The sequence below is a fragment of the Streptomyces sp. NPDC110618 genome (genome assembly GCF_055657065.1).
The window spans coordinates 115,150-141,960 of the sequence record NZ_JBVKBN010000016.1 but is presented as its reverse complement, the minus strand read 5'-3'; the positions used below and the strand labels follow the sequence as shown (position 1 = coordinate 141,960).

Sequence of the window (26,811 nt, the reverse complement as noted above, 5' to 3'; positions counted from 1 at the left end):
TAGGCAATTCTGTGAGCCCCGCCCCGTAAAAACACAGCCATCCCAAGGACTTCACCGAATCACCGGCTCCCAGCCGGGCACTTCGGCGCCCCGGAACCGGCATTCCGCCCCTCCTGACGCCCTGGTACCGGCTTTGCCGGGGCGAGTGAACCTCTCCCCGCGACTCACCGTCCTAGAGGGCGCAATGTCGCCGGATGCCCGAATCGGGACCGGAACCCAGCTCTCGCAGAACCACGGGATGCGATGCCTGTCAGGACAGATGAGCACATGCCGGGCGGAGCCCCGCGACAACCGGGCCGCGGGCGCCGGTTCCCGCGCGGCCCGCGCCCCGAGGCGGTCCCGCTTCTCGTCGGCCGGGCCTGCACCCTGGTCGGGCTCCTGGACATCGCGGCGGGCGTCTTCCCGCGCTTCCGGAACAGCCGTCTGCACACACTCGCCGAAGTGCTCCCCGGGGCGCTCGGCCCGTTCGCGGCGGCCCTCTCGCTCAGCGCGGGCGTGCTGTTGCTGCTGCTCGCGCACGCGCTCAAGCGCGGAAAGCGGCGGGCCTGGCGGGCCGCCGTGGCCCTGCTCCCCCTCGGCGCGCTGGCCCAGTTCGCCTACCGCCACTCCCTGCTCGGCGCCGTCATCTCGCTCGCCCTGCTGGCCGTCCTGCTGCGCCACCGCGACCGGTTCGCGGCCCTGCCCGACCCGCGCAGCCGCTGGATGGCGCTCGCCAACTTCGTCCTGATGGGCGCCGGTTCCCTCGCCCTCGGCCTGGTCGTCGTCAGCGCCCACCCGAGCACCCTGGTCGGCAACCCGAGCATGGCCGAGCGCATCGCGCACGTCCTGTACGGCCTGTTCGGCCTCGACGGCCCGGTCCAGTACCAGGGCAGCACCTCCCGGACCGTCGCCTGCCTGCTGGGCGCCCTCGGCCTGCTCACCGCGGTCACCACGCTCTACCTCGCCCTGCGCCCCGAACACCCCGCCGCGCGCCTCACCGAGGAGGACGAGGCCCGTCTGCGGGCCCTGCTCGAAAAGCACGGCGGCCGCGACTCCCTGGGGCACTTCGCGCTCCGCCGCGACAAGGCCGTCGTCTTCTCGCCCAGCGGCAAGGCCGCCGTCACCTACCGGGTCGTCTCCGGCGTCATGCTCGCCAGCGGCGACCCGATCGGCGACGTGGAGGCCTGGCCCGGCGCCATCGAACGCTTCATGGACGTCGCCAGGGCCCACTCGTGGACCCCCGCCGTCATGGGCTGCTCCGAGACCGGCGGCGAGGTGTGGACCCGCGAGACCGGCCTGGACGCCCTCGAACTGGGCGACGAGGCGGTGGTGGACGTCGCGGATTTCTCCCTCGCCGGCCGCGCGATGCGCAACGTACGCCAGATGGTCAGGCGCATCGAGCGAGCCGGATACACAACCCGGGTACGACGAGTCCGTGACCTCGGCGAGGCCGAACTGGACCGGATCCGCCGCGCCGCCGAGGACTGGCGCGGCACCGACACCGAACGCGGCTTCTCCATGGCGCTCGGCCGAGTCGGCGACCCCGCCGACGGCGACTGCCTCGTCGCCACCGCCCACCGACCCGACGCCGCCCCCGGGCCGTACGGCGACCTCAGGGCCGTCCTGCACTTCGTGCCGTGGGGCCCCGACGGCGTCTCCCTGGACCTGATGCGCCGCGACCGCACCGCCGACCCCGGCCTGAACGAACTCCTCATCGTCGCCGCCCTCCAGGCGGCCCCGAAGTTCGGCATCGCGCGCGTGTCGCTCAACTTCGCCGTGTTCCGCTCGGCGCTGGCGCGCGGCGAGCGGATCGGCGCGGGCCCGGTACTGCGCGCGTGGCGCGGGCTGCTGGTGTTCCTCTCGCGCTGGTTCCAGATCGAGTCGCTGTACAGGTTCAACGCCAAGTTCCGCCCCCGCTGGGAGCCCCGCTTCGTCGTCTACCGCGGCTCCGGCGACCTGCCCCGCATCAGCCTCGCCGCCCTCCAGGCGGAGGGCTTCCTCAACCTCCCGCGCCCCGTCCCGCGCCCTCTGCGCCGCCGCACCACCCCCGCACGCCCCTGCGCCCACGCGGCGACGGACACCACCGCCCGCGCGGCGTGACCCCGGACAGGTCCGGGCGGCGGCCCCCTCCCCCTGGGGCCCGCCGTCCGGGCCGCACACCACGCCACCGGCGCCCTCGGCCCCACCGCCCGACCGGCCCGGCCCCTCCGGGGGCCTACGCTGAACGTATGAGCAAGCAGAGCGGACGCGGGCGCGTGACAGGGCTTCCCGAATGGGACCGCTGCGCGGTCATGGGGGTCGTGAACGTGACCCCCGACTCCTTCTCCGACGGCGGCCGCTGGTTCGACACCACCGCCGCCGTCAAGCACGGCCTCGCCCTGGTCGCCGAGGGCGCCGACCTGGTCGACGTCGGCGGGGAGTCCACCCGCCCCGGCGCCACCCGCGTCGACGAGGCCGAGGAACTCAAGCGCGTCATCCCCGTCGTCCGCGGCCTCGCCTCCGAGGGCGTCACGATCTCCGTCGACACCATGCGGGCAACCGTCGCCGAGCAGGCCCTCGCGGCTGGCGCCGCCCTGGTCAACGACGTCAGCGGCGGCCTCGCCGACCCCGCGATGGTCCCCGTCGTCGCGGACGCCGGCGCCCCCTTCGTCGTGATGCACTGGCGCGGCTTCCTGGAAGGCGGCAACGTCAAGGGCGACTATGACGACGTCGTCACCGAAGTCGCCGACGAACTCCACGCGCGTGTGGAGGCCGTGCTCGCGGGCGGCATCGCCGCCGACCGGATCGTCGTCGACCCGGGCCTCGGCTTCTCCAAGGACGCCGAGCACGACCTGAAGCTGCTCGCCCACCTCGACCGGCTGCTTGCCCTCGGCCACCCCCTGCTGGTCGCCGCCTCCCGCAAGCGCTTCCTCGGCCGGGTCCTGGCGGGCGGCCCCGACCACACACCCCCGCCCGCGCGCGAGCGGGACGCCGCCACGGCCGCCGTCTCCGCGCTCGCAGCGCACGCCGGCGCGTGGGCGGTGCGCGTGCACGAGGTGCGCGCCACGGCGGACGCGGTACGCGTCGCACGCGCCGTAGAGAGGGCGCGCGAAACAGGACACGCGCTCGGCGCGCACAACGCCATACACGCCCCTGAACGGGGTGCGCACTCCCCCGAAGGAGCCCGGTGAGCGCCCCCCACACCGACGTCGAGCAGGTGGAAGCCGCCAACACCGCCTTCTACGAAGCACTGGAGCGCGGCGACTTCGAGGAGCTGTCCTCCCTCTGGCTCACCCCCGCCGACCTGGGCGTCGACGAGACGTACCACGACCCGGCCGGAGCCGGCGTGATCTCCTGCGTGCACCCCGGCTGGCCGGTCCTCAACGGCCGCGGCGAGGTCCTCAGGTCGTACGCGCTGATCATGGCCAACACCGAGTACATCCAGTTCTTCCTCACCGACGTGCACGTCTCCGTCACCGGCGACACCGCCCTCGTCACCTGCACCGAGAACATCCTCAGCGGCGGCCCCACCCCCGAGGGCAGCGAGGAACTCGGCCCCCTCGTCGGACAGCTCGTGGTCGCCACCAATGTCTTCCGGCGCACCCCCGACGGCTGGAAGCTCTGGTCCCACCACGCCTCACCGGTCCTCGCCGAAGCCGACGAGGACGAGGACGACTCACCCGCGTGAGCGGACCGTCGCCCCGCACGGACCACGGGCGGCCCGACGGAGACCGCCCGCAGGGATGAACAGGTGGTTGGAATCACGCCGCCCTGGGTAGGGGCGGCTACCAACCCGTGAGCCGCCGGGTTCCCCACGGGAAACACACCGGGAAATCCCCCCGGCCCCCGCACGGGCCACGCCCCGTGGCACGGCTCTGTCAGTGCCCGCAGGTAGATTCGTTCGAGGCCGGTGTGCCGCCCGCACGCGGTACGGACCGGCCGCTACCGACGATTGCAGGAGTGATTCGCGTGGATCGTGTCGCGCTGAGCGGCCTCAGGGCCCGCGGGCACCACGGTGTGTTCCCCAAGGAGCGCGAGGAGGGCCAGCCCTTCGTCGTGGACCTCGTCCTTGGCCTGGACACCCGGCCGGCCGCCGCCGACGACGACCTGACGAAGACCGTGCACTACGGCATCGTGGCCGAGGAGGTCGTGGCCGTCGTCGAGGGCGAACCCGTCAACCTCATCGAAACCCTCGCCGAACGCATCGCCCAGGTCTGTCTGAAGCACGAAGAGGTCCAGGAGGTCGAGGTCCGCGTCCACAAACCCGACGCGCCCATCACGGTCCCCTTCGACGACGTGACCGTCACCATCACCCGGAGCCGCTCATGACCGCGTCCTTCACCAAGGGCCACAGCGACCCGACCGTACAGCCGGTACCCGCCTCCGTCGTCGAGCAGGTCGACGCCGCCGACACCACCCTGCACAACCCGCAGCGCGCCGTGATCTCCCTGGGCTCCAACCTCGGCAACCGCCTGGAGACCCTCCAGGGCGCCGTGGACGCGCTGGCGGACACCCCGGGCCTGCGCATCAAGGCCGTCTCCCCCGTCTACGAGACCGAGCCGTGGGGCGTCGAGCCCGGCAGCCAGCCCTCCTACTTCAACGCCGTCGTCATCCTCAAGACCACCCTGCCCCCGTCCTCCCTGCTGGAGCGGGCGCACGCGGTCGAGGAAGCCTTCCACCGCGTCCGCGACGAGCGCTGGGGCCCGCGCACCCTGGACGTCGACATCGTCGCCTACGCGGACGTCGTCTCCGACGACCCGACGCTCACCCTGCCCCACCCCCGCGCCCACGAGCGCGCCTTCGTCCTCGCGCCCTGGCACGACGTCGACCCCGGCGCCAAGCTCCCCGGCCGCGGCGCCGTCGCCGACCTGCTCGACACCGTGCCCCGGGAGGGCGTCGTCCCGCGCGGGGACCTGGAACTCCGGCTGCCCGAGTAGTCGTTAAGGTCAAGACGACCGACCGCGGTCCGTGGGGATCCGGGGGAGCTGAAGGGACACCGTGAGAGAGCTGCGCATCAGGGTGCTGGCCGGCGTGTTCGTCGTCGCCCTCGTCCTGTCCTGGGCGGGCGCCCGCCTCTGGAACTCGATCGGGACCCTGCCCAGCGTCCCCCTGGCCGCGCCCATTGTGCTGGCCCTGATCGCCGCGGTCCTGCTGGCCACGGCCCTGTCGATCCGCTCCCGCCTCAAGGCCCAGCGCGAGCGACGCCCCGGCGCCAAGGGCGTCGACCCGCTGATGGCCGCCCGCGCGGTCGTCTTCGGCCAGTCCAGCGCCCTGGTCGCCGCCCTCGTCGCCGGCATGTACGGCGGCACCGGCATCTTCCTGCTGGAGTCCCTGGACATCCCCGCCCGCCGCGACCAGGCCATCTACGCCGGCTTCTCGGTCCTGGCAGGCATCGCCGTCATAGCGGCCGCCCTCTTCCTCCAGCGCGTCTGCCGCCTCCCGGAGGACGACAACCACAACGGCACAGGCGCGGCCCCGGCCGCCTAGAAGGCGTCAGCGAGCCATGATCAGGCTCATCGCCTCGGCCCGGGTCGCCGCGTCCCGCAGCTGACCGCGCACCGCCGACGTGAGGGTCTTCGCGCCCGGCTTGCGGATCCCCCGCATCGACATGCACATGTGCTCGCACTCCACGACGACGATCACACCGCGCGGCTCCAGGATCTCCATCAGGGAGTCCGCGATCTGCGTGGTGAGTCGTTCCTGCACCTGCGGACGGCGGGCGTAGACGTCGACCAGCCGGGCCAACTTGGACAGCCCCGTGATCTTGCCGGAAGTGGCCGGAATGTATCCCACGTGCGCCACGCCCCGGAACGGGACCAGATGGTGTTCACAGGTTGAGTAGACCTCGATGTCCTTCACGAGCACCATCTCGTCGTGCCCGAGGTCGAACGTCGTGGTCAGCACGTCCTCCGGCTTCTGCCAGAGCCCGGCGAATATCTCCTTGTAGGCCCTGGCGACCCGCCCCGGCGTCTCCCTCAGCCCCTCCCGGTCCGGGTCCTCGCCGACCGCGATCAGCAGTTCGCGTACGGCGTTCTCGGCGCGCTTCTCGTCGAACTCGCCGATGCGGCCCTCGCCGTCCAGCGTCACGGGGTCGGTCATGTGTGGTGCCTCGTTCCTGTGCGGGTGGCGCGTGTGGGTCACGCGTCTGAAGTGCGGGCATACGAAAATGCCGCGTCCCCCAGGCTAGAACCAGGGGGACGCGGCATCCATTCCGGGCCCGGCGAGGTCACCGGGGCTCGGGTCAGCTCTCCGGGCGCTCCTCGGGGGCGGGCTCCGGGGTCTGCTCCGAGACCGTCGACTTGGCGGTGCTGATCGCCGGGGTCGCGCCGTTGGCGCCGTTCGTCAGGGCGAGCTCCTTGGGGGAGAGCACCGGCGGACGGGTGGACGGCGTGCGGCGGGAGGAGCCGGTCCAGGCCGGGCGCGGCGGGCGCTTGACGATGGGGGCGAAGATCTCGGCGATCTCCTCCTTGCCCAGCGTCTCCTTCTCCAGCAGCGCGAGGACGAGGTTGTCGAGGACGTCGCGGTTCTCGACGAGGATCTCCCACGCCTCGTTGTGCGCCGTCTCGATGAGCTTCTTGACCTCTTCGTCGACCAGCGCGGCGACCTCTTCGGAGTAGTCGCGCTGGTGAGCCATCTCACGGCCGAGGAAGGGCTCGGTGTTGTCGCCGCCGAACTTGATGGCACCGAGGCGCTCGGTCATGCCGTACTGCGTGACCATCGCGCGGGCCGTGGCGGTGGCCTTCTCGATGTCGTTCGCGGCGCCCGTGGTCGGGTCGTGGAAGACGAGTTCCTCGGCCGCGCGGCCGCCCAGCATGTAGGCGAGCTGGTCCAGCATCTCGTTGCGCGTGGTCGAGTACTTGTCCTCGTCCGGCAGGACCATCGTGTAGCCGAGGGCGCGGCCGCGGCTGAGGATCGTGATCTTGTGGACCGGGTCGGAGTTCGGGGAGGCCGCCGCGACCAGGGCGTGTCCGCCCTCGTGGTACGCGGTGATCTTCTTTTCCTTGTCCGACATGATCCGGGTCCGCTTCTGCGGGCCCGCCACGACGCGGTCGATGGCCTCGTCGAGCATCTGGTTGTCGATCAGCTTCTTGTCCGAGCGGGCCGTCAGCAGGGCGGCCTCGTTCAGGACGTTGGACAGATCGGCACCGGTGAAGCCGGGGGTGCGGCGGGCGACCGCGGCGAGGTCGACGTCCGGGGCGACCGGCTTGCCCTTCTGGTGGACCTTGAGGATCTCCAGACGGCCCTGCATGTCCGGGCGGTCGACGGCGATCTGGCGGTCGAAGCGGCCGGGGCGCAGGAGGGCCGGGTCGAGGATGTCGGGCCGGTTGGTCGCGGCGATCAGGATGACGCCGCCCTTGACGTCGAAGCCGTCCATCTCGACGAGCAGCTGGTTGAGGGTCTGCTCGCGCTCGTCGTGACCGCCGCCGAGGCCGGCGCCGCGGTGGCGGCCGACCGCGTCGATCTCGTCGACGAAGACGATGGCGGGGGCGTTGGCCTTGGCCTGCTCGAACAGGTCGCGGACTCGGGAGGCACCGACACCGACGAACATCTCGACGAAGTCGGAGCCGGAGATCGAGTAGAACGGCACGCCGGCCTCGCCCGCGACGGCGCGCGCGAGCAGGGTCTTGCCGGTTCCGGGCGGGCCGTACAGCAGTACGCCCTTGGGGATCTTGGCGCCGACGGCCTGGAACTTGGCGGGCTCCTGGAGGAATTCCTTGATCTCGTGGAGTTCCTCGACCGCCTCGTCCGAGCCGGCGACGTCGGCGAAGGTCGTCTTCGGGGTGTCCTTGGTGATGAGCTTGGCCTTGGACTTCCCGAAGTTCATCACTCGGGAGCCGCCGCCCTGCATCTGGTTCATCAGGAACAGGAAGACGACGACGATGAGGACGAAGGGCAGCAGCGAGAGCAGGATGCTCACGAAGGCGTTCTGCTTGGTCGGTGAGACCGTGTAGCCGTCCGGGATCTGCTTGTCCTGGAACTTGGTCTGCAGGGTGTTCGCGAGGTTGACGCCCTGGTCGCCGATGTAGCTCGCCTGGATCTTCGAGCTGTCCTCGATCTTTACGCCGTCCTTGAGCTGGACCTTGATGGTCTGCTCGTCGCCGGTGGTCAGCTTGGCCGACTGGACCTTGTTGTCATTGATCGCCTGGACGACCTGGCCGGTGTCCACCGTCTTGTAGCCGCCGGACGAGCCGACGACCTGCATCAACACGACCACGGCAAGGACGGCCAGCACGATCCACATGACCGGCCCACGGAAGTATCGCTTCACGTCCATCCATACGGAGCGGTGCCGCCCCGTCCCTCCTGCCATAGTGAGTTTGATAAGACAGTTCTTCTGACGGTACCCCAGCATCGGCCCGAAGCCGCACGGACGGCTGGCAATCCCGTCTCTGCATGCTCCAACGGCGCGAACCGCGCCGGGGTTCCCGATCGTCCTACAAGCGTCGCCCTTGTGGCTCAGTCACCGGTGGGTCACCGGCCCGGGCCGACGGGTCAGCCGCCGTAGACGTGGGGCGCGAGCGTACCGACGAACGGCAGGTTGCGGTACTTCTCGGCGTAGTCGAGGCCGTAGCCGACGACGAACTCGTTGGGAATGTCGAAGCCGACCCACTGCACGTCGATGGCGACCTTGGCGGCGTCCGGCTTGCGCAGGAGGGTGCACACCTTGAGCGACTCGGGCTCGCGCGAGCCGAGGTTCGACAGCAGCCAGGACAGGGTCAGTCCGGAGTCGATGATGTCCTCGACGATCAGGACGTGCTTGCCCTTGATGTCGGTGTCGAGGTCCTTGAGGATCCGCACCACGCCGGAGGACTGGGTGCCCGCGCCGTAGGAGGACACCGCCATCCAGTCCATGGTGACGGGGGTGGACAGGGCCCGGGCCAGGTCGGCCATGACCATGACGGCGCCCTTGAGCACACCGACCAGGAGCAGGTCCTTGCCCGCGTACTCCGCATCGATCTTCGCGGCCAGCTCGGCCAGCTTCGCGTCGATCTGTTCCTTGGTGATGAGCACCTGCTGAAGGTCGGCACCCATGTCTTTCGCGTCCACCCGCATCACTTTCGGTCGTCCCACCGGCCCACCCGACCCCCGGTCACAGGGGTAAGGATTCAGCCTTGCCGGATCACCAGTCTGCCACCCTGCCGCTGGGCCACGACTTTGCCGGGCAGGTTGATGACCCCCTGGCCGCGCCAGCCGGTGATCAGACGGTCGACTTCCTCGATGTGCCGGGCGAACAGCGAACCGGCGGGCGCACCGGCCTCGATGGCGGCGCGGCGCAGGATTCTGCGGCGTACGGCGGGCGGCAGGGCGTAGAGCTTGGCGCACTCCAGCCTGCCGGTGGCGTCGCGTACGGAGGACTCGGCCTGGCTGGCCCAGGCGTCGAGGGCGTCGGCGTCGTCCCGGGAGAGTTGGGCCGTACGGGCGAGGGCTTCGACGACGCCTTTGCCGAGGGCCTTCTCCAGGGCGGGCAGGCCCTCATGGCGCAGGCGGGAGCGGGTGTAGGCGGGGTCGGTGTTGTGGGGGTCGTCCCAGACGGGCAGGGACTGGACCATGCAGGCGCGGCGGGCGGTCTGCCGGTCGATCTCCAGGAAGGGGCGCCGGTAGCGGCCGCCGGCCCCCGAGACCGCGGCCATACCGGACAGGGAGCGGGTGCCGGAGCCGCGGGCGAGTCCGAGCAGGACGGTCTCGGCCTGGTCGTCGCGGGTGTGGCCGAGCAGGACGGCAGTGGCGCCGTGGCGCTGGGCCGCGGCGTCCAGGGCGGCGTAGCGGGCGTCCCGGGCGGCGGCCTCGGGTCCGCCTTCGCGGCCGACGGTGACGGCGGTGGACTCGACGGGGTCGAGGCCGAGTTCGCGCAGGCGCAGGACTACTTCGGCGGCGCGCAGGTCGGAGCCAGGCTGCAGGCCGTGGTCGACGGTGATGCCGCCCGCGCGGATGCCGAGTTTGGGGGCTTCGAAGGCGAGGGCGGAGGCGAGGGCCATGGAGTCGGCGCCGCCGGAGCACGCCACGAGCACGAGCGGCGACGGCGGGCGCTCGTGCGGGGTGTCCTGAATGTCAGGGGCGTCAGGGGTGTCGGCGGTGATTCGGCTGTGTTCGGTGAGGATGTCGTGGAGGACGCGGCGGACCGCCAGGCGTATCGCCGCGACCGCAGGATGGGGACCCATGTCCGGTTCCCTTCATGAAGTTTTCGGGGGGTGAGCCCGAGTCCGGTCACGCAGAGTGTGTAGATGGTGACAGAAACGGGCGGTTCCCCGAGCATTGCACGCCCACCCATGACTCACGGTCCCTCGGACGGGTGATTGGAGGGGCGCCGGTCTGCCGTCGGCCGGATTCGCCCCACGGAGTGTGCCGGGGTTCACGACTCGGCCTTGCGGTGCACGCGTGCGACCCAGTCGGCGGGTTTGGCGATCTCGGCCTTGGTCGGGAGGGTGTTGGGGGAGGTCCACACGCGGTTGAAGCCGTCCATGCCGACCTGGTCGACGACGGCGCGTACGAAGCGTTCGCCGTCGCGGTACTGGCGGAGCTTGGCGTCCAGGCCGAGGAGTTTGCGCAGGGCGAGGTCCAGGCGGGAGGCGCCCTTGGCGCGGCGCTGCTGGAACTTCTCGCGGATCTCGGCGACGGAGGGCACGACGGCGGGGCCGACGCCGTCCATCACGAAGTCGGCGTGGCCCTCCAGCAGGGACATCACGGCGGTGAGGCGGCCGAGGACCTCGCGCTGGGCGGGGGTCTGGACGATCTCCACGAAGGAGCGGCCGCCGTCGTCCTCCTCGCCCTCGGGGCGTCCGCCGGCGAGGGACTGGGCGGCTTCGCGGATGCGCTCCAGCACGGTCATGGGGTCGACGTCGGTCTCCGCCAAGAACGACTGGATTTCGCCCTCCAGGTGGTCCCGGAGCCAGGGCACGGCGGTGAACTGGGTGCGGTGGGTCTCCTCGTGCAGGCAGACCCAGAGGCGGAAGTCGTGGGGCTGGACGTCGAGTTCGCGCTCCACGTGCACGATGTTCGGCGCTACGAGGAGCAGTCGGCCGCCGCCGCTCGCCGCGGGCAGTTCGCGGCTGGCGGGGGCGAAGGTCTCGTACTGGCCGAGAACCCGGGAGGCCAGAAACGACAGCAGCATGCCGAGTTCGACGCCGGTGACCTTGCCGCCGACGGCGCCGAGGACCGCGCCGCCCGGGGTGGCGCCGCGGCGTTCCTGCATCTTGTCCAGGAGCGGCTTGAGCAGTTCGCGGAAGCCCGCGACGTTGGCCTTCACCCAACCGGGGCGGTCCACGACGAGGACGGGGGTGTCGTGGGTCTCCTCGGTACCCAGACGAGTGAAGCCCCGGACGTGTTCCTCCGAGGCCTTGGCGTGGCGGCGCAGTTCGGCGACGACGGCCCGTGCCTCGTCGCGGCTGACCTCGGGGCCCGGCCGTACGAGCCGGGTCGCGGTCGCCACCGCGAGGTTCCAGTCGACCATCCCAGGACTTGCGGCACCACCGATGCTCGTCATGCGTCAACCGTACGTGAGCGGTGCCGCGGAAGGCAGGCCGCGACTGTCTGCCGACGGGGCCGGGGGTGAACGCAGTCCGCGCCCGCACCTGCGGTGGGCCACGGGACCGATACAGGTACGGCTGGGGCTGTGTCCGGCGCCGCGGCCGTCAGGTGCAGCCGCACGCCGCCAGGGCCGTGGCGGCCTCGTCCAGGGCCGTGCGGGCCTCGGGCGTGCTGGGGGTGCCCGTCGCCAGGAAGGCGAACGCGAGGAGGTGGCCGTCCTCGTCCACGACCGTGCCCGCCAGGGCGTTGACGCCGGTCAGGGTGCCGGTCTTGGCCCGGACCAGTCCCGCCGCGCCGGACTCGTAGCGGGTGGTGAGGGTGCCCGTGAAGCCGGCCACGGGGAGGCCGGTGAGGATGGGGCGCAGTTCGGGGTGGGCCGGGTCGGCGGACTTGGTCAGGAGGGTGGTGAGGAGGTCGGCGGTGAGGAGGTTGCCGCGGTCCAGGCCGCTGCCGTCCCGGAATGCCGTGCCCTTCATGGGCAGGCCGAGCTTGGTGAGTTCGGCCTTGATCGCCTTGCCCGCGCCCTCCAGGTCGGGGCGTTCGCCCGTCGCGAGGGCCGTGTGGCGGGCCAGGGCCTCGGCGATGTCGTTGTCGCTGTTGGTCAGCATGCGTTCGACCAGGGCGGAGAGCGGCGGGGACGTGACCTCGGCGAGGGTCCTGGCGCGGTTCGTCGCCTTGGACGGGCCGGGGGACGTGGTCTTGATGCCGTGGTCCTTCAGCAGGTCGGCGAAGGTGCGGGCGGCCTCCACGGCCGGTTCGGGCACGCGCGGGGCGTGGCCGCTGGTGGAGTCGTCGGCGCGGGCCTCGTCGGCCATGAGGGCGGTGATCCGGGCGATGTTGTCGTCGACGCCGATCGGGTGGAGCTCGTCGCCCGCGTAGAGCGTGGTGTCGTACGAGAGGGTCACCTCGCGCACGCCGTCCTTCTTCAGGGCGGCCGCGGTGTCCTCGGCGAGGGTGCGCAGGCTGGCGAAGCCGTCGGCGTCCTCGCGCGCGGTGAGGGTGGGGTCGCCACCGCCGACGAGGACGAGTTCCCCGGTGTCCGGTTCCAGCGCGGCGCGGGTGGTGAGGCGGTGGTCGGGGCCGAGGGCGGACAGGGCCGCGGCGGCGGTGGCGATCTTGGTGGTGGACGCGGGGGTGAGCGCGGTCCCGGCGCCCTCTCCGTACAGACGCTTGCCGGTGGTGATGTCGACGACGGCGGCGGACTGCCGGTCGCCGAGCGCGGGGGCGTCCAGGAGCGGGCCCAGGAGCTTGGCCAGCGCCTTGGTGCGCGGCGCCGGCCTGGCCCCGCCGGTGGCGCCGCCGAGGCCGGTGAGGACGGACGCGGCGCTGGGCGCGGGGCGGGGCGCCCGGTCGGTCGTAGCGGAATTACGACCGTGATCTGCGCCACCCGTGGGCCGCTGGGCGGCTGCCCGGTCCCGCTCGGCCGTACGCTGACCCGAGGAGTCCCAGGGACCGGCGGCGGTCACCACCCCGACGGCCAGTGCCAGGCCCGCGGTGGCGGCACCGGCGGTGTACTGCCAGGTCTTCGGCCTTGTGACCTGCGACGACACGGTCCGGCCCAGCCTCACCAGGCGGGGCCGCGCGGCCGTGGCCGTACGGGCGAGACGCGGTCGTACGGCGTCCGCGATCCGCGCCAGTCGCGGTCCCGCGGCCCGCCATGGCCTCAGCTCTGGCACGACCACCAGCCCCTTTCGCGATCACACACCTGCGTGAGGGACACTTAACCACCAGAACTATGTGCTGATCATGGAGGAGCCACCGGTGGAGTTCGACGTCACGATCGAGATCCCGAAGGGTTCGCGGAACAAGTACGAGGTGGACCACGAGACCGGTCGGATCCGCCTGGACCGTCGACTCTTCACCTCGACCGCCTACCCGACCGACTACGGCTTCGTCGAGAACACCCTCGGCGAGGACGGCGACCCGCTGGACGCGCTGGTCATCCTTGACGAGCCGACCTTCCCGGGTTGCCTCATCAAGTGCCGCGCGATCGGCATGTTCCGGATGACCGACGAGGCGGGCGGCGACGACAAGCTGCTGTGCGTCCCGGCGACCGACCCGCGTGTGGAGCACCTGCGCGACATCCACCACGTGTCGGAGTTCGACCGCCTGGAGATCCAGCACTTCTTCGAGGTCTACAAGGACCTGGAGCCCGGCAAGTCCGTCGAGGGCGCCGACTGGGTGGGCCGTACCGAGGCCGAGGCCGAGATCGAGCGTTCCTACAAGCGCTTCAAGGACCAGGGCGGTCACTGACCCCCACGTCCACCGGAACGGGTCGTACGCGCACGCGTGCGGCCCGTTCCGCTGTGTGTGCGCATACTGAGGCTTGGCCTTGAGGCGTCGTACAGGGAGCGCTGCGCAAGTGACGGATGCGGAGGACCGCAAGCCGCCGTCGGACGAGGCGAGCGGCTCGTTCGACCCCGAGATCACATCCGAGTTCGCCATTCCCGACGGGCTCGCCGTGCCGAAGGCGGGCGGTGAGCCGGAGACGACGTCCGAGTTCGCCGTCCCGGAGGGGCTGGGCGCGCCGCCGGGGCCGGTGGCGGAGCCGGAGGGGTCGGCGTTCAGCACGCCGAGCACCTATCACGTGCAGGACGCGCCGCCCGCTTTCACCCCGGCGACCGGGGTGCCGGCGGTCAGTCTGACCAAGAACGTGCCGTGGCAGGACCGGATGCGCACCATGCTGCGGATGCCGGTGGCCGAGCGGCCCGCTCCGGAACGGGTCCCCAAGTCGGAGGAGGAGGGTCCGGCCGTTCCGCGCGTGCTGGATCTGACCCTGCGTATCGGCGAACTGCTGCTGGCGGGCGGGGAGGGCGCGGAGGACGTCGAGGCGGCGATGTTCGCGGTCTGCCGCTCCTACGGCCTGGACCGCTGCGAGCCGAGCGTCACCTTCACCCTGCTGTCGATCTCCTACCAGCCGTCGCTGGTGGACCATCCGGTGTCGGCGGCGCGTACGGTACGGCGCCGCGGGACCGACTACACGCGGCTCGCGGCGGTGTTCCGGCTGGTGGACGACCTCAGCGACCCGGAGAACCACATCTCCCTGGAGGAGGCCTACCGGCGGCTCGCGGAGATCCGGCGCAACCGGCACCCGTATCCGACCTGGGTGCTGACCTCGGCGAGCGGGCTGCTGGCCGGTGCCGCCTCGGTGCTGGTCGGCGGTGACCTGATCGTGTTCGTCGCTGCGGCGGTCGGCGCGATGCTCGGGGACCGGCTGGCGTGGCTGTGCGCGGGGCGGGGGCTGCCGGAGTTCTACCAGTTCACGGTGGCCGCGATGCCGCCCGCCGCGATAGGGGTCGCGCTGAACCTGGCGCACGTGGACGCGAAGGCGTCCGCGGTGATCACCGGTGGGCTGTTCGCGCTGCTGCCGGGGCGGGCGCTGGTGGCGGGCGTGCAGGACGGGCTGACCGGCTTCTACATCACCGCGGCGGCACGGCTGCTGGAGGTCATGTACTTCTTCGTGGGAATCGTCGTCGGGGTGCTGATCGTCCTGTACTTCGGCGTGAACCTGGGTGCCGAGCTGAACCCGGACGCGGCGCTGAGCGTCTCCGAGCGGCCCTTGTGGCAGATCGGCGCGTCGATGCTGCTGTCGCTGACCTTCGCGGTGCTGCTGCAGCAGGAACGATCCACCGTGCTGGCGGTGACGCTCAACGGCGGGGTCGCCTGGTCGGTGTACGGCGCGATGCACTACGCCGGCGGTCTGTCGCCGGTCGCCTCCACGGCCGCGGCGGCGGGGCTGGTGGGGCTGTTCGGGCAGTTGCTGTCGCGGTACCGGTTCGCCTCCGCGCTGCCGTACACGACGGCGGCGATCGGGCCGCTGCTGCCGGGTTCCGCGACGTACTTCGGCCTGTTGGCCATCGCGCAGAACGAGATGGACCGGGGGCTGGTGTCACTGGCGACGGCGGCGTCGCTGGCCATGGCCATCGCCATTGGGGTGAATCTGGGGTCGGAGATCTCGCGGCTGTTCCTGCGGCTGCCCGGCGGGGCGGCGGCGGGACGGCGTGCGGCCAAGCGGACGCGGGGATTCTGAGGCTTCCCCGCGCCCTCTACCGGCGTTCTAGTACCCCTGGTTGTACGGGTACTGGTCGTTCTGCGGAGCGGCGCCGTAGGGCTGCTGCTGGTTGCCGTACGACTGCGGGTACTGCTGGGCGTAGGGCTGCTGCTGGCCGTAGTACTGCTGCTGGGGCGGCTCGTCCGTGGGGTCGATGCGGCGGAGCTGGGTCGTCGCGTCGTCCATGACCTGCGGGTGCTGCGGCTGCTGCTGGGCGGGCCGGGAGGCCGGGGTCTCGGCCGCCGCCCGCTTCTTCTTGGAGCGCTCGCGCAGGTACTCGATGATGATCGGGACCACCGAGACGAAGACGATCAGGACGAGGATGGCCTCGACGTTGGCCTTGATGACGTCGATCTGGCCGAGCCAGTAGCCGGCCAGGGTGACGCCGGTGCCCCAGGCGACGCCGCCGATGACGTTGTACGTCAGGAAGGTGCGGTACTTCATCCGGCCGGCGCCGGCCACGATGGGCGCGAAGGTGCGCACGATCGGCACGAAGCGGGCCAGGACGATCGCCTTCGGGCCGTACTTCTCCATGAACTCGTGCGCCTTGTCCAGGTTCTCCTGCTTGAAGAGCTTGGAGTTGGGGCGGTTGAAGAGCCTCGGACCGAAGAACTTGCCGATCATGTAGCCGACCTGGTCGCCGATGACGGCGGCGAGCACGATCAGGGTGCAGACCAGCCACAGGGGCTGGTCGATGTAGGTCCCCTCGGCCACGAACAGACCCGCCGTGAACAGCAGCGAGTCACCGGGCAGGAAGGCGAAGAGTCCGGACTCGGCGAAGACGATCAGCAGGATGCCGGGCAGGCTGAAGGTCTCGATCAGGTGTTCCGGGCTGAGCCACTCGGGGCCGAGCGCAAGCGTGGTCACGGGTTCGTGGCTCCTGCGGGGTGGGTCGGGCGGGGGCTGGTTGCTAAACGTACCAACGCGGCACCCCTACCAACGCACCGCTGGAGCCGTAGGTTCCACGGGCGAACCCGGGATGCCCTTTGCTCCGGCTCGGGCAAAGCTGTGAACCATGGGTATCGATGAGTATGGCGGCGGGCAAGTCCCGCAGTCCGACGTCCTGGTGGTGACCACGAACGACCTGCCCGGCCACCGGGTGCAGGAGGTCATCGGGGAGGTCTTCGGGTTGACGGTGCGCTCGCGCCATCTGGGCAGCCAGATCGGCGCGGGGCTGAAGTCGATGGTCGGCGGCGAGCTCAAGGGGCTCACCAAGACGCTGGTGCAGACCCGCAACCAGGCCATGGAGCGCCTGGTGGAGCAGGCCCGCTCGCGCGGGGCCAACGCGGTGTTGGCGTTCCGCTTCGATGTGACGGAGGCCGCCGACGTCGGCACCGAGGTCTGCGCGTACGGGACGGCCGTGGTCGTGGCCCGGGAGTAGGGCTCCCCCGGGCCACGTGTCACGCGGTGCGGCGGGCGGCGTTCGCCCGGATCGCGTCCCTCAGGTGTTCCGCCAGGCCGGGGTGCATGGCGTCGTAGAACTGCTTGAAGCGCTCGTCGGAAACATACATGTCGCCGAAGCACAGGTGCATCTCGTACGGCACCTCGAAGTAGTACCTGCTGATGTGCTCCCGGTGCTCCTCGGCGAGGTCCATGGCGGCCTCCCCGGACGGCTGCTCGCCCGCCGCCACCAGGGCCGCGTAACGCCGCCCCCAGTCGTCGACCTCGGCCTGGATGCGCTTCCAGTCCTCCTTGGTGTACGTCGCCGCGCGGCGCTGGGACTCGGCGTACGCCTCGGTGTCGCCCCAGCGTGCCTCGGTCTCCTCGCGGTACTGCTCCGGGTCCTTGTCCCCGAAGACCTCGAAGCGCTCCTCGGGCGTGAGGTTGATTCCCATCGTGCGTGCCTCCATGGCCTGCTCCACGGCCGCCGCCATCTTCCGCAGCTTCTCGATCCGGGCGGTCAGCAGCTCGTGCTGGCGGCGCAGGTGCGCGCGCGGGTCGGTGTCCGGATCGTCGAGGAGGGTGGCGACCTCTTCGAGCGGGAAGCCCAGCTCCCGGTAGAACAGGATCTGCTGCAGCCGGTCGAGGTCGGCGTCGCTGTAGCGACGGTGACCCGCGTGGTTGCGCTCGCTCGGGGCGAGCAGGCCGATGTCGTCGTAATGGTGCAGCGTGCGCACCGTCACACCGGCGAAGCCCGCGACCTGTCCCACGGAGTAGCTCACTTCGTCCGCTCCCTTCTCGGTACGCACTCCACGGTGAATCCTCACGCCACGTGAGGTGCAAGCCCCTTTTCATTGCCCGGATTGCACTATTTGCGACCTTATGGTGTCCCCCGTGGCTCAGGACCCAGCGCCGCAGGCGCCCCCCGCCCCGGCGACTCCGGCACACGCCCTGCTGCCGTTGCTCCTCCCCGCCCTGCTCGTGGGCGTGGGCGCGAGCCTGCTGTTCCTCGGCGTGAGCGAGGCCGCCGAGGCCCTCCAGGACGTGCTGTGGGAGACACTGCCGGACGCGCTCGGCATCGGCCGCTACTCCTCGCTGTGGATGATCACCATGCTCACCGCGACCGGCATCGCCGTCGGTCTGGTGGTGTGGAAGGTGCCGGGGCACGCCGGGCCCGATCCGGCCACCATGGGCCTGGAGGCCCCCGCGCTGCCGCCCGCGGTGCTTCCCGGTCTGCTGCTGGCCGCCGCCCTGATGCTGGCGGGCGGGCCCAGCCTGGGCCCGGAGAACCCGATCATCGCCGCCAATGTGGGGCTCGCCGTCTGGTTCGGGCGCCGGTTCGCACCCCGGGCGCCGGGCCAGGTGTGGATGGCGCTCGCGGAGGCCGCGACCATCGGAGCGCTGTTCGGCACGCCGGTGGCGGCGGCGCTGGTGATCTCCGAGGCGCTGGCCGGGCGGTCGATCCGCGGGAAGCTGTGGGACAACGTCTTCGCCCCGCTCATGGCCGCCGCCGTCGGCGCGATGACCATGACCCTGGTCGCCGAGCCCTCCTTCGACCTGGATCTGCCCCCTTTCACCGACCCCGGCTGGAGCGACCTGCTCGCGGCGCTGGTGATCGCCTCGGCGGCCGCGGTGCTCGGCATGGCGGGCGTGTACGTCTTCCCGTACGTCCACGCCGCCTTCCAGCGGCTGCGGCACCCGATGCTGATGCTTCCCGCCGGCGGGCTCGTCCTGGGGCTGCTGGGCGCCCTGGGTGGCCATCTGACGCTGTTCAAGGGGCTGGAGGAGATCGGGGAGCTGGCCTCCGATCCCGACGGCTGGACGGCCGGCGAGTTCGCGGGGATGGCGGTGGTGAAGCTGGCCGCGCTGGTGGTCGCCGCCGCCTGCGGCTTCCGCGGCGGGCGGATCTTCCCGGCCGTCTTCGTGGGCGTGGCCCTCGGCCTGTGCGCCCATGCGCTGGTGCCGGAGGTGCATCCGGCGCTCGCTGTCTCGACCGGAGTGCTCGGCATCCTGCTCGCCGTCACCCGCCAGGGCTGGGTGAGCCTGTTCACCGCCGCCGTCCTGGTCGTCTCCCCCGCCATCCTCTCCCTACTCTGCATCGCCTCGCTGCCCGCCTGGCTGCTGGTCACCGGGCGCCCTCAGATGCAGCTGCGCGAGGACGGCACCGCCGTCCGCTGACCCCGGCACCCTCCCCCATCCACAAGGAGACCCCCGATGCCGCTCCACAAAGGCCCCGACCGGCCCGACGACCGCCCCCTGTCCGTCAACCCCTTCTACGGCGAGGCCAATCCGGTCGGCGACATGGCCGAGGCACCGCCCCAGCACCGGCTGCCGAACCGGCCGATGTCGCCGTCGACCGCGTACCAGCTCGTCCACGACGAACTGATGCTGGACGGCAACTCGCGGCTGAACCTGGCCACCTTCGTCACCACCTGGATGGAGCCGCAGGCCCAGGTGCTGATGGCGGAGTGCCGGGACAAGAACATGATCGACAAGGACGAGTACCCGCGCACCGCCGAGTTGGAGCGGCGCTGTGTGGCGATGCTCGCCGATCTGTGGCACGCGCCCGACCCCTCGGCCGCGGTGGGCTGTTCGACGACCGGGTCCAGCGAGGCCTGCATGCTCGCCGGGATGGCGCTCAAGCGCCGCTGGAGCAAGCGGAACACCGGAGGCCGCCCGAACCTCGTCATGGGCGTCAACGTCCAGGTCTGCTGGGAGAAGTTCTGCAACTTCTGGGAGGTGGAGGCCCGGCTGGTGCCCATGGAGGGCGAGCGCTACCACCTCGACCCGCAGGCGGCGGTCGAGCTGTGCGACGAGAACACCATCGGCGTCGTGGGCATCCTCGGCTCCACCTTCGACGGGTCCTACGAGCCCGTCGCCGACCTGTGCGCCGCCCTGGACGCCCTCCAGGAACGCACCGGCCTGGACATCCCCGTCCATGTGGACGGCGCCTCCGGGGCGATGGTCGCGCCCTTCCTCGACGAGGACCTGGCCTGGGACTTCCGCCTCCCGCGCGTGGCGTCCATCAACACCTCCGGACACAAGTACGGCCTGGTCTACCCGGGCGTCGGCTGGGCGCTGTGGCGGGACCGGGAGGCGCTGCCGGAGGAACTGGTGTTCCGGGTGAACTATCTGGGCGGCGACATGCCGACCTTCGCGCTCAACTTCTCCCGGCCCGGCGCCCAGGTCGTCGCGCAGTACTACTCCTTCCTGCGGCTGGGCCGCGAGGGGTACCGGGCCGTGCAGCAGGCCTCCCGGGACGTCGCCGGCAAGCTCGCCGCGGACATCGAGGCCCTCGGGGACTTCCGGCTGCTCACGCGGGGCGACCAGTTGCCGGTGTTCGCCTTCACCACGGCACCCGATGTGACGGCGTACGACGTCTTCGACGTCTCCCGCAGGCTCCGTGAGCACGGCTGGCTGGTGCCCGCGTACACCTTCCCGCCGAACCGGGAGGACCTGTCCGTGCTCCGGGTGGTGTGCCGCAACGGCTTCTCGGAGGACCTCGCGACGCTGCTCCTGGAGGACCTGAAGCGCCTGCTGCCGGAACTGCGGCGCCAGTCGCATCCCTTGGGGCGTGACGTCGGCCAGGCCACGGCCTTCCACCACTAGATCCCCTCCCCTCCCGCCGTCACTGGCCGCGCTCGCCCAGTCCGAACCCCTGCCAGTGCGCTCCGTCCGCCGATATGCGGTAGCGGCCGTGGGTGTAGCTGCGGCTCCACAGCCAGCCGAGGGGGGTGTGGGCGACGGAGCCGGCGGGGGTGCGGTCGGTGCCGTCGGAGCGGAAGGTGCGGGCGCCGTCGGTGCTGTGCCACACGCCCCGCTCGCCGTGGACCGTGACGCCGCCGTCGGCGGTCGCGACGAGGTCACCAAGGAGCGAGAGGGGTTCGACGCCCGGGCGGTAGGCCCATACGCGCTGCCAGGTCCGGCCGCCGTCGCGGCTGGTGTGGATGGCGCGCAGGCCGTTCTTCACGCCCTCCTCCTCGGGCAGTTGGCCGGTTTGGGCGGCGTAGAGGCGGTCCGGTCCGGCGACCACGCGGGGGCTGCCGCCACCCGCGGCGGAATAGTCGAAGCGGGCCACCTCCCAGGTGCGGCCCCGGTCGGTGCTCCTCGCCAGCGCCGGGCGGCCGGAGGCGTCCGTGCCGGAGACGAACAGCGCGGTCCCGGAGACGTCACCGGCCGGTACGAGGACGCCCTTCAGGGGCGGCTGCCGCTCCAGGACCCGGTGTTCGCCGGTCCCGGGCAGGACGGCGAGCAGGCGGTTGCGGGCGCAGGAGTTGAGGTCGGGCTCCGGCTCCAGGCACTCGTCGGTGAGCAGGGCGCCCTCGGGGACGGTCGCCGTGCGGCCCGTCGGCTCGGTCGAACCGCGTTTCCAGGTGCGGCCGTTGTCCCGGGTGAACCAGGTCGGGGCGGGCCGCAGCCAGTGCTCGCCCACGTCGACGACGACGGCCCGGCCCGGACCGAGCACCGTCAGCCCGGCCGTGATGCCGCGGTCGCCGGTGACGTCCGGCAACGGGGACGCGGCCAGGCGCCAGCGGGCGGCGCCCTTGTCCAGTACGGCTACCCGCTGCTCGCAGCGCGCGTCGTCGCACCGCGCGAGCAGGGCGAACCCCGAGCCGTCGGCGGCGAAGCCGACGCTGTGGGACCAGCCGGGGAGGTCCGGCGCGGACGGTATCCGCGGGGACCGCGCTGCGGCCGGGGGCGTGCCGGACGGCGCGACGGAACTCCCGGCACGCCCGCTCGCCGACCCGGCGTCGCACGCGGCGAGCGGCAGGAACAGGGTCAGGAGGAGGAGAAGCAGGAGCGAGAACCGAAGGGCCCTCGGCAGGCGACATCCCATGAATCCCCCGATCTGCGGTGGCCGGCAGCCGATTGCTACTCCTGGTACACCGCAGACCGGGTTCGGGTTCCGCTCTTCGCCGCACAAATTCCGGCCCTGGCCGCACGCTTGTGCTCGGCGTCGCCCTGCTTCCTCCCTCGCCCGTCGCCCCGCTACTCGCTCAACCGCCCGAACCGCCTCACCGCCAGCGGGAAGAACACCGCCAGCAGGAGCAGCGGCCAGAGCACCGCCGCCGTCACGTGGCCCGTGCCGCCGCCCTCGCACAGGTCCCGCACCGCCGATGCCGTGTGGGACATCGGGTTCCACTCCACGACCGTGCCCAGCCAGTCGGGCATGGTGCCGGGGTGGGCGAGGGCGTTGGACAGGAAGCCGACCGGCCAGACCAGGATCTGCACCGCCTGGACCATCTCCGGCTTACCGGCGACCAGGGCCAGGTGGATACCGACCCACAGCATGGCGAAACGGAACAGCAGGAGCAGTCCCACGGCGGCCAGGAGGGCGCCCGGGCCGCCGCTCGTGCGCCAGCCGAGGGCGTACCCGACGGCCATGAGGACGACGAGGGTGAGCGCCGACTGGAGCATGTCGGCGGCCGAACGGCCCACCAGGACCGCGCTGTCGGCCATCGGCATGGACCGGAAGCGGTCGATCACGCCCTTGTTGAGGTCCTGGGTGACCGCGATCATCGTGGACTCCAGGCCGAAGGCCATGGTGAGCGCGAGCATGCCCGGGATCAGGTAGTCGATGTAGGAGCCCTCCACGCCCCGTCCGCCGCCGATGAGGTAGCCGAACATCAGCATCAGCATCACGGGGAAGACGAGGCCGACCACGATGCGCACCGGCTGGCGTGCCCAGTGGGCGAGTTCGCGGCGGGTCATGGTCCAGGAGTCGCTCAGCGCGTAGGCGGTCTGTGTCATGCGGGCTCCTTCGCTCGGCGGTCGTCTCCGGTCGTCGTCATACGGGCTCCTTCGCTCGGCACTCGTCCCCGGTCGTCGTCATGCGGACTCCATCGCCCGGCACTCGCTCGCCCCCCCCCCGGTCGGAGTCATGCAGACTCCATCGCCCGGCACTCGCCCCCCCGGTCGGAGTCATGCGGATTCCATCGCCCGGCACTCGTCCCCGGTCAGGTGCAGGAACACCTCGTCGAGGGTCGGGCGGCGCAGGGCGATGTCCTCCGCCTCGATCCCGGCCTCGTGCAGGGCCCGTACGACGCCGGTGAGGGCGGTCATCCGGTCGGTCACCGGGGCGCTCAGCAGCCGCCGGTCGGCGTCGACGCGGACGTCCGCCGGGTCGAGGGGCAACAGGGCCACCGCGGCGCCCAGTTGGCCCGCGTCGCGCAGGACGACGTCGATGCGGTCGCCGCCGAGGGCGGCCTTGAGTTCGTCGGCCGTGCCCTCGGCGACGACCCGGCCCGCGTCGACGACCGAGATGCGGTCGGCGAGTTGGTCGGCCTCCTCCAGGTACTGGGTGGTGAGCAGGACCGTGGTCCCGCCGCCGACGAGGGAGCGGACCGCGCTCCACACCTCGGCGCGGCCGCGCGGGTCGAGGCCGGTCGTGGGTTCGTCCAGGAACAGCACCTCCGGGTCGGTGATCAGGGACGCGGCGAGGTCCAGGCGGCGGCGCATACCGCCGCTGTAGCGCCGTACCGCCTTGCGGCCGGTGTCGGCGAGGCCGAAGCGCTCCAGGAGCTCGTCGGCCCGCACGCGCGCGTGGCGGGCGCCCAGGTGGTACAGGCGGCCGAACATCTCCAGGTTCTGCCGGCCGCCCAACTCCTCGTCGAGCGCCGCGTGCTGGCCGAGCAGGCCTATGCGGGCGCGTACCGCGCGCGCCTGGGCCACGACGTCGTGGCCCGCCACCTCGATCCGTCCCGCGTCGGGACGCAGCAGGGTGGACAGGACGCGGATCAGGGTGGTCTTGCCCGCGCCGTTGGGCCCGAGGATGCCGTGCACGGTGCCGCGGGGGACGGTCAGGTCGAGTCCGTCGAGGGCTTTCTTGTCGCCGTACTTCTTCTCCGCGTCTCGGACGGTGATCGCGGTGTCGGCCACGCACACTCCCTTGTTAGTCAAACTTGACTACTGGCGCCTGGACGTTAGTACCCGAACTGCGATTGGTCAAACTTGATTAATCGAGATCCCCGGGGTGGCACTCCCCGGAGGCGTACGGGTTCTCCTCGCCGTCGGCGAGGACCCCGACGAACGGCTCGCCCTCACCCGCGAAGGTGTAGGCGCCGCCCTCGATCCGCTCGATCAGGCCCTGCGTCCACTCGGCCTCGGCATCGGCCGTATGGACCCACAGGTTCATGATCTCGCCGATATGCCCCAGCTGACCTGGGCCTTCCTCGGGGATGTAGTGCTCGGTGACGGCGGCGCGCCACTCCTCGCTGCGGCGGACGCGCTCCTTGAGCAGGGCGACGGCCTCGGCGCGCGGCAGGTCGACCATGAAGCCGATCGCCGCCGACTTCACGTCCATCTTCTGGTCGTAGGAGACCAGCGCCTCGCGGACCAGCCGCAGATACTCCTCGGTGCCCTTCTCGGTGATCTCGTACTCGGTGCGGGGCGGGCCGCCCGCCGTGGAGGGCGCGATCTCGTGCGCGTGCAGCAGGCCTTGCTTCGCCATCTGCTTCAGGGCGTGGTAGATCGAGCCGGGCTTGGCGTTGGACCACTCGTGCGCGCCCCAGTACTCCAGGTCGTTGCGGACCTGGTAGCCGTGGGCCCGCCCGTGCTGGCGGACCGCGCCGAGCACCAGGAGACGGATCGCTGACATGCGGTCCAGATTATGGCCTTGACCTGGACCGCCGGGCGGGGACCCGTTCCCCGCTGCCTCCGCGGGCCCCCGGCTACGGCGTCCGCGCCCTCATCCCTGTTCCATCGCCACCAGTTCGAAGGCCGTCTTGCCGTCCAGGGACTCCCGGATGATGTCGGCGTGCCCGGCGTGGCGGGCCGTTTCCCGGATGAGGTGCAGGAGCAGCCAGCGCAGCGAGACGCGGCCCTCCGGGGGGAACCAGGGCTGGTCGGGGAGGGCGAAGGTGTCGTCCAGGCTCGGGGCGGAGCGGATGAAGGACTCCGTTTCGGCGGCGACCTTCTCCCAGTACGCGAGCTGGGACTCGACCGTCTCGCCGTCGACGAGGACGAAGCACTCGTGCCAGTTCGACTGGTCCCGGGTCACGGCGGGCGCCTCGCCCTTCGCCCGCGCGACCCAGCCCTGCTCGACCTCGGCCACGTGCTTGACCAGGCCCGCCAGGGACAGCTCGCTCGCGCTCGGCCGCGACGACGCCTGTTCGTCCGTCAGGCCGAGCACCGAGCGGCGGATTCCGCCGCGCTGCTCCTCCAGGAAGCTCAGCAGCGCTCCGCGCTCGTCGCCGTGTGCCTCTGCGGGAACGTGAGTGACCATGACCGGCCGCCTTTCATCGGGAGGGCTCCTTGCCTGACACCGATGAAGCTACGGGCCATTGAGGACAGGTTCCGTCCTCAATGGCCCGCGTGGGTGAAAAGGGGAGTCCCTGGAAGCCCCCAGGAGTCCTCAGGGGTCGCTAGAACGGGAATCCGCTGCGGCCGTGCTGTACCGAGATCCACTTCAGGGTCGTGAACGCGTCCAGCATCGTGTCGCCGTTCAGACGGCCGACCCCGGAGTGCTTCTCGCCGCCGAACGGGACGATCGGCTCGTCGTGCACGGTGCCGTCGTTCACATGGAACATGCCGGTGTCGATCTGCTTGGCGAAGGCCACGCCCCGCTCGATGTCACCGGTGTGGACGGCGCCGCTCAGGCCGTACGGCGTGTCGTTGACGAGGCGCACGGCCTCCTCCTCGCCGTCGAACGGGACGAGGAAGCAGACCGGTCCGAAGACCTCCTGGCGCAGCAGCGCGGAGTCGGCCGGCACGCCGGTCAGCACGGACGGCTCGACCAGGTTGTCGGTGGTGGCGCCGCGCACCAGGGCGGTGCCGCCCTCGGCGATGGCCTGCTCGACGACACCGGAAATCGCGTCCGCCTGCGAGGAGTTGATCACCGGGCCGATCACGGTCTCCGGGTCGCGCGGGTCACCGGCCTTGAGCGTCTTGACCTTGGCGACGAACTTCTCGGTGAACTCGTCGGCGATGCTCCGGTCGACCAGGACGCGGTTGGCGGCCATGCAGACCTGGCCCTGGTGGACGTACCGGCTGAAGACCGCGGCGTCGACGGCGTAGTCGATGTCCGCGTCGTCGAGGACCACCAGGGCACTGTTGCCGCCGAGTTCGAGGACCGAGCGCTTGAAGTGCGAGGCGCAGACCGTGGCGACGTGGCGGCCGACCTTGTCGGAGCCGGTGAAGGAGATGACCTTCGGGATCGGGTGCTCCAGGAAGGCGTCGCCGATCTCGGCTATGTCGGTGACGACGACATTGAGCAGCCCGCCGGGCAGGCCCGCGTCCTCGAAGAGCTTCGCGACCAGGGTGCCGCCGACGATCGGGGTGTTCTGGTGCGGCTTGAGGACCACGCCGTTGCCGAGCGCGAGGGCCGGGGCGACCGACTTCAGCGACAGCAGGAAGGGGAAGTTGAAGGGGCTGATCACACCGACGACGCCGACCGGGACGCGGTAGACGCGGTTCTCCTTGCCGTCCGTCGGCGAGGGGATGATCCGGCCCTCGGGGCGCAGCGCGAGGTGGATCGCCTCGCGCAGGAACTCCTTGGCGAGGTGGAGTTCGAAGGCCGCCTTCAGCCGGGTGCCGCCCAGCTCGGCGATGATCATCTCGCTGATCTCCGCCTCGCGTTCCCCGATCAGCGCGAGGGCCTTCTCGAACACGGCGCGCCGCGCGTAGGGGTTGGTCGCGGCCCATTCCTTCTGGGCTCTGGCGGCCGCCCGGTACGCCTCGTCGACCTCGTCGACCGTGGCTATGGTGATCGAGGCGAGCTTCTCGTTGTCGTACGGGTTGAAGTCGATGATGTCCCAGGAGCCGGTACCCGGGCGCCACTCACCGTCGATGTACTGCTGGGCCAGGTCGGAGAAGTACGACGACATGTGATCCCTCAAATCCCCTAGCGGACATCCCTGTGGACTTCTGGTCAGTTTTGATCATCCACGGTCTGATCA

At 71.2% G+C, this 26,811-nt stretch carries 25 protein-coding genes; 11 read left to right on the top strand and 14 right to left on the bottom strand.

Translation table 11 applies throughout. The annotated features are described in order from the left end of the window. Nucleotides 1-267 precede the first annotated feature (267 nt). The 6 genes from ACZ7L7_RS25930 to ACZ7L7_RS25905 all read left to right on the top strand — a co-directional run bounded on the left by ACZ7L7_RS25930 (nucleotide 268) and on the right by ACZ7L7_RS25905 (nucleotide 5,445). The gene (locus ACZ7L7_RS25930) at nucleotides 268-2,079 is read left to right on the top strand and encodes a phosphatidylglycerol lysyltransferase domain-containing protein (protein ID WP_472077381.1); all 1,812 of its coding nucleotides are present in this window, start codon (nucleotides 268-270) and stop codon (nucleotides 2,077-2,079) included. 128 nt (nucleotides 2,080-2,207) lie between these two features. Further along, nucleotides 2,208-3,149 carry a dihydropteroate synthase gene (gene folP, locus ACZ7L7_RS25925; RefSeq protein ID WP_285516425.1) on the top strand — a complete coding sequence of 314 codons (942 nt, stop codon included), beginning with the start codon at nucleotides 2,208-2,210 and terminating at the stop codon, nucleotides 3,147-3,149. Next, nucleotides 3,146-3,646 carry a nuclear transport factor 2 family protein gene (locus ACZ7L7_RS25920; protein WP_472077379.1) on the top strand — a complete coding sequence of 167 codons (501 nt, stop codon included), beginning with the start codon at nucleotides 3,146-3,148 and terminating at the stop codon, nucleotides 3,644-3,646. The genes folP and ACZ7L7_RS25920 overlap by 4 nt, the downstream gene beginning before the upstream one ends. A gap of 281 nt (nucleotides 3,647-3,927) precedes the next feature. After that, nucleotides 3,928-4,287, top strand: a complete 360-nt coding sequence (gene folB, locus ACZ7L7_RS25915) for a dihydroneopterin aldolase (protein WP_285516427.1) — start codon at nucleotides 3,928-3,930, stop codon at nucleotides 4,285-4,287. Next, nucleotides 4,284-4,895: a 2-amino-4-hydroxy-6-hydroxymethyldihydropteridine diphosphokinase gene (gene folK, locus ACZ7L7_RS25910; RefSeq protein ID WP_472077377.1), complete on the top strand. Its 612-nt coding sequence runs from the start codon at nucleotides 4,284-4,286 to the stop codon at nucleotides 4,893-4,895. The genes folB and folK overlap by 4 nt, the downstream gene beginning before the upstream one ends. Nucleotides 4,896-4,956: 61 nt before the next feature. After that, entirely contained in the window at nucleotides 4,957-5,445 is a 489-nt protein-coding gene (locus ACZ7L7_RS25905; RefSeq protein WP_285516429.1) for a DUF3180 domain-containing protein, read from the top strand. A gap of 6 nt (nucleotides 5,446-5,451) precedes the next feature. On the opposite strand, the gene folE is transcribed toward ACZ7L7_RS25905, so the two are convergent. From folE to dacB, 6 genes are all read right to left on the bottom strand, one after another. After that, complete coding sequence (gene folE, locus ACZ7L7_RS25900) at nucleotides 5,452-6,057, bottom strand: GTP cyclohydrolase I FolE (RefSeq protein WP_285516430.1); 606 nt, start codon at nucleotides 6,055-6,057, stop codon at nucleotides 5,452-5,454. Nucleotides 6,058-6,199: 142 nt separating this feature from the next. Then, nucleotides 6,200-8,233: an ATP-dependent zinc metalloprotease FtsH gene (gene ftsH / locus ACZ7L7_RS25895; RefSeq protein WP_093724528.1), complete on the bottom strand. Its 2,034-nt coding sequence runs from the start codon at nucleotides 8,231-8,233 to the stop codon at nucleotides 6,200-6,202. A 218-nt stretch (nucleotides 8,234-8,451) separates the two neighbouring features. Beyond that, nucleotides 8,452-9,012 carry a hypoxanthine phosphoribosyltransferase gene (gene hpt / locus ACZ7L7_RS25890; protein WP_285516441.1) on the bottom strand — a complete coding sequence of 187 codons (561 nt, stop codon included), beginning with the start codon at nucleotides 9,010-9,012 and terminating at the stop codon, nucleotides 8,452-8,454. A gap of 53 nt (nucleotides 9,013-9,065) precedes the next feature. Then, on the bottom strand, nucleotides 9,066-10,118 hold the full coding sequence (gene tilS / locus ACZ7L7_RS25885) for a tRNA lysidine(34) synthetase TilS (protein WP_285516431.1): 1,053 nt from the start codon (nucleotides 10,116-10,118) through the stop codon (nucleotides 9,066-9,068). Between the two features lie 191 nt (nucleotides 10,119-10,309). Continuing rightward, entirely contained in the window at nucleotides 10,310-11,440 is a 1,131-nt protein-coding gene (locus ACZ7L7_RS25880; protein ID WP_285516432.1) for a zinc-dependent metalloprotease, read from the bottom strand. Between the two features lie 148 nt (nucleotides 11,441-11,588). Further along, a complete protein-coding gene (dacB, locus tag ACZ7L7_RS25875; protein WP_471431147.1) occupies nucleotides 11,589-13,166 on the bottom strand; it encodes a D-alanyl-D-alanine carboxypeptidase/D-alanyl-D-alanine endopeptidase in 1,578 nt (525 codons plus the stop codon). Nucleotides 13,167-13,245: 79 nt separating this feature from the next. On the opposite strand from dacB, the gene ACZ7L7_RS25870 reads away from it, so the two are divergent. Continuing rightward, nucleotides 13,246-13,737 carry an inorganic diphosphatase gene (locus ACZ7L7_RS25870; protein WP_031487466.1) on the top strand — a complete coding sequence of 164 codons (492 nt, stop codon included), beginning with the start codon at nucleotides 13,246-13,248 and terminating at the stop codon, nucleotides 13,735-13,737. Nucleotides 13,738-13,846: 109 nt separating this feature from the next. Beyond that, nucleotides 13,847-15,514 carry a threonine/serine exporter family protein gene (locus ACZ7L7_RS25865; protein WP_285516434.1) on the top strand — a complete coding sequence of 556 codons (1,668 nt, stop codon included), beginning with the start codon at nucleotides 13,847-13,849 and terminating at the stop codon, nucleotides 15,512-15,514. Between the two features lie 27 nt (nucleotides 15,515-15,541). Here the strand turns inward: ACZ7L7_RS25865 and ACZ7L7_RS25860 are convergent, their stop codons facing one another. After that, nucleotides 15,542-16,402, bottom strand: coding sequence for a DedA family protein (locus ACZ7L7_RS25860; RefSeq protein ID WP_453603061.1), 861 nt, complete (start codon nucleotides 16,400-16,402; stop codon nucleotides 15,542-15,544). A 148-nt stretch (nucleotides 16,403-16,550) separates the two neighbouring features. Between ACZ7L7_RS25860 and ACZ7L7_RS25855 the strand changes: the two genes are divergently transcribed. Then, nucleotides 16,551-16,916: a YbjQ family protein gene (locus ACZ7L7_RS25855; protein WP_285516436.1), complete on the top strand. Its 366-nt coding sequence runs from the start codon at nucleotides 16,551-16,553 to the stop codon at nucleotides 16,914-16,916. Between the two features lie 19 nt (nucleotides 16,917-16,935). Here ACZ7L7_RS25855 and ACZ7L7_RS25850 read toward each other — a convergent pair whose 3' ends face one another. Beyond that, entirely contained in the window at nucleotides 16,936-17,697 is a 762-nt protein-coding gene (locus tag ACZ7L7_RS25850; protein ID WP_453603063.1) for a MerR family transcriptional regulator, read from the bottom strand. Between the two features lie 112 nt (nucleotides 17,698-17,809). Here ACZ7L7_RS25850 and ACZ7L7_RS25845 point away from each other — a divergent pair, with 112 nt between their 5' ends. Together ACZ7L7_RS25845 and ACZ7L7_RS25840 are read left to right on the top strand one after the other, a co-directional pair. Continuing rightward, nucleotides 17,810-19,093 (top strand): ion channel protein, encoded by a 1,284-nt coding sequence (locus ACZ7L7_RS25845; protein ID WP_285516438.1) that lies wholly within the window; start codon nucleotides 17,810-17,812, stop codon nucleotides 19,091-19,093. A 36-nt stretch (nucleotides 19,094-19,129) separates the two neighbouring features. Continuing rightward, nucleotides 19,130-20,524 carry a glutamate decarboxylase gene (locus tag ACZ7L7_RS25840; RefSeq protein WP_285516439.1) on the top strand — a complete coding sequence of 465 codons (1,395 nt, stop codon included), beginning with the start codon at nucleotides 19,130-19,132 and terminating at the stop codon, nucleotides 20,522-20,524. A 19-nt stretch (nucleotides 20,525-20,543) separates the two neighbouring features. Here ACZ7L7_RS25840 and ACZ7L7_RS25835 read toward each other — a convergent pair whose 3' ends face one another. The 6 genes from ACZ7L7_RS25835 to ACZ7L7_RS25810 all read right to left on the bottom strand — a co-directional run bounded on the left by ACZ7L7_RS25835 (nucleotide 20,544) and on the right by ACZ7L7_RS25810 (nucleotide 26,739). Further along, nucleotides 20,544-21,752, bottom strand: coding sequence for a WD40/YVTN/BNR-like repeat-containing protein (locus ACZ7L7_RS25835; protein ID WP_472077372.1), 1,209 nt, complete (start codon nucleotides 21,750-21,752; stop codon nucleotides 20,544-20,546). A gap of 152 nt (nucleotides 21,753-21,904) precedes the next feature. Beyond that, nucleotides 21,905-22,666, bottom strand: a complete 762-nt coding sequence (locus tag ACZ7L7_RS25830; RefSeq protein WP_472077370.1) for an ABC transporter permease — start codon at nucleotides 22,664-22,666, stop codon at nucleotides 21,905-21,907. A 171-nt stretch (nucleotides 22,667-22,837) separates the two neighbouring features. Then, a complete protein-coding gene (locus ACZ7L7_RS25825; protein WP_472077368.1) occupies nucleotides 22,838-23,794 on the bottom strand; it encodes an ATP-binding cassette domain-containing protein in 957 nt (318 codons plus the stop codon). A 76-nt stretch (nucleotides 23,795-23,870) separates the two neighbouring features. Continuing rightward, nucleotides 23,871-24,512, bottom strand: a complete 642-nt coding sequence (locus ACZ7L7_RS25820; protein WP_285514189.1) for a PadR family transcriptional regulator — start codon at nucleotides 24,510-24,512, stop codon at nucleotides 23,871-23,873. Nucleotides 24,513-24,602: 90 nt separating this feature from the next. Then, a complete protein-coding gene (locus ACZ7L7_RS25815; RefSeq protein ID WP_285514190.1) occupies nucleotides 24,603-25,139 on the bottom strand; it encodes a DinB family protein in 537 nt (178 codons plus the stop codon). Nucleotides 25,140-25,278: 139 nt separating this feature from the next. Next, the gene (locus ACZ7L7_RS25810) at nucleotides 25,279-26,739 is read right to left on the bottom strand and encodes an aldehyde dehydrogenase family protein (RefSeq protein ID WP_285514191.1); all 1,461 of its coding nucleotides are present in this window, start codon (nucleotides 26,737-26,739) and stop codon (nucleotides 25,279-25,281) included. Nucleotides 26,740-26,811: the final 72 nt, after the last annotated feature.

What these genes read in the sequence shown, in the direction of transcription:
- folP (WP_285516425.1), top strand. Translation starts at nt 2,208, where the DNA reads ATGAGCAAGCAGAGCGGACGCGGGCGCGTGACAGGGCTTCCCGAATGG.
- ftsH (WP_093724528.1), bottom strand. Translation starts at nt 8,233, where the DNA reads ATGGACGTGAAGCGATACTTCCGTGGGCCGGTCATGTGGATCGTGCTG.
- hpt (WP_285516441.1), bottom strand. Translation starts at nt 9,012, where the DNA reads ATGCGGGTGGACGCGAAAGACATGGGTGCCGACCTTCAGCAGGTGCTC.
- ACZ7L7_RS25835 (WP_472077372.1), bottom strand. Translation starts at nt 21,752, where the DNA reads ATGGGATGTCGCCTGCCGAGGGCCCTTCGGTTCTCGCTCCTGCTTCTC.
- ACZ7L7_RS25930 (WP_472077381.1), top strand. Translation starts at nt 268, where the DNA reads ATGCCGGGCGGAGCCCCGCGACAACCGGGCCGCGGGCGCCGGTTCCCG.
- ACZ7L7_RS25820 (WP_285514189.1), bottom strand. Translation starts at nt 24,512, where the DNA reads ATGTCAGCGATCCGTCTCCTGGTGCTCGGCGCGGTCCGCCAGCACGGG.
- folK (WP_472077377.1), top strand. Translation starts at nt 4,284, where the DNA reads ATGACCGCGTCCTTCACCAAGGGCCACAGCGACCCGACCGTACAGCCG.
- ACZ7L7_RS25840 (WP_285516439.1), top strand. Translation starts at nt 19,130, where the DNA reads ATGCCGCTCCACAAAGGCCCCGACCGGCCCGACGACCGCCCCCTGTCC.
- ACZ7L7_RS25880 (WP_285516432.1), bottom strand. Translation starts at nt 11,440, where the DNA reads ATGACGAGCATCGGTGGTGCCGCAAGTCCTGGGATGGTCGACTGGAAC.
- folE (WP_285516430.1), bottom strand. Translation starts at nt 6,057, where the DNA reads ATGACCGACCCCGTGACGCTGGACGGCGAGGGCCGCATCGGCGAGTTC.
- tilS (WP_285516431.1), bottom strand. Translation starts at nt 10,118, where the DNA reads ATGGGTCCCCATCCTGCGGTCGCGGCGATACGCCTGGCGGTCCGCCGC.
- ACZ7L7_RS25855 (WP_285516436.1), top strand. Translation starts at nt 16,551, where the DNA reads ATGGGTATCGATGAGTATGGCGGCGGGCAAGTCCCGCAGTCCGACGTC.
- ACZ7L7_RS25815 (WP_285514190.1), bottom strand. Translation starts at nt 25,139, where the DNA reads ATGGTCACTCACGTTCCCGCAGAGGCACACGGCGACGAGCGCGGAGCG.
- ACZ7L7_RS25810 (WP_285514191.1), bottom strand. Translation starts at nt 26,739, where the DNA reads ATGTCGTCGTACTTCTCCGACCTGGCCCAGCAGTACATCGACGGTGAG.
- ACZ7L7_RS25830 (WP_472077370.1), bottom strand. Translation starts at nt 22,666, where the DNA reads ATGACACAGACCGCCTACGCGCTGAGCGACTCCTGGACCATGACCCGC.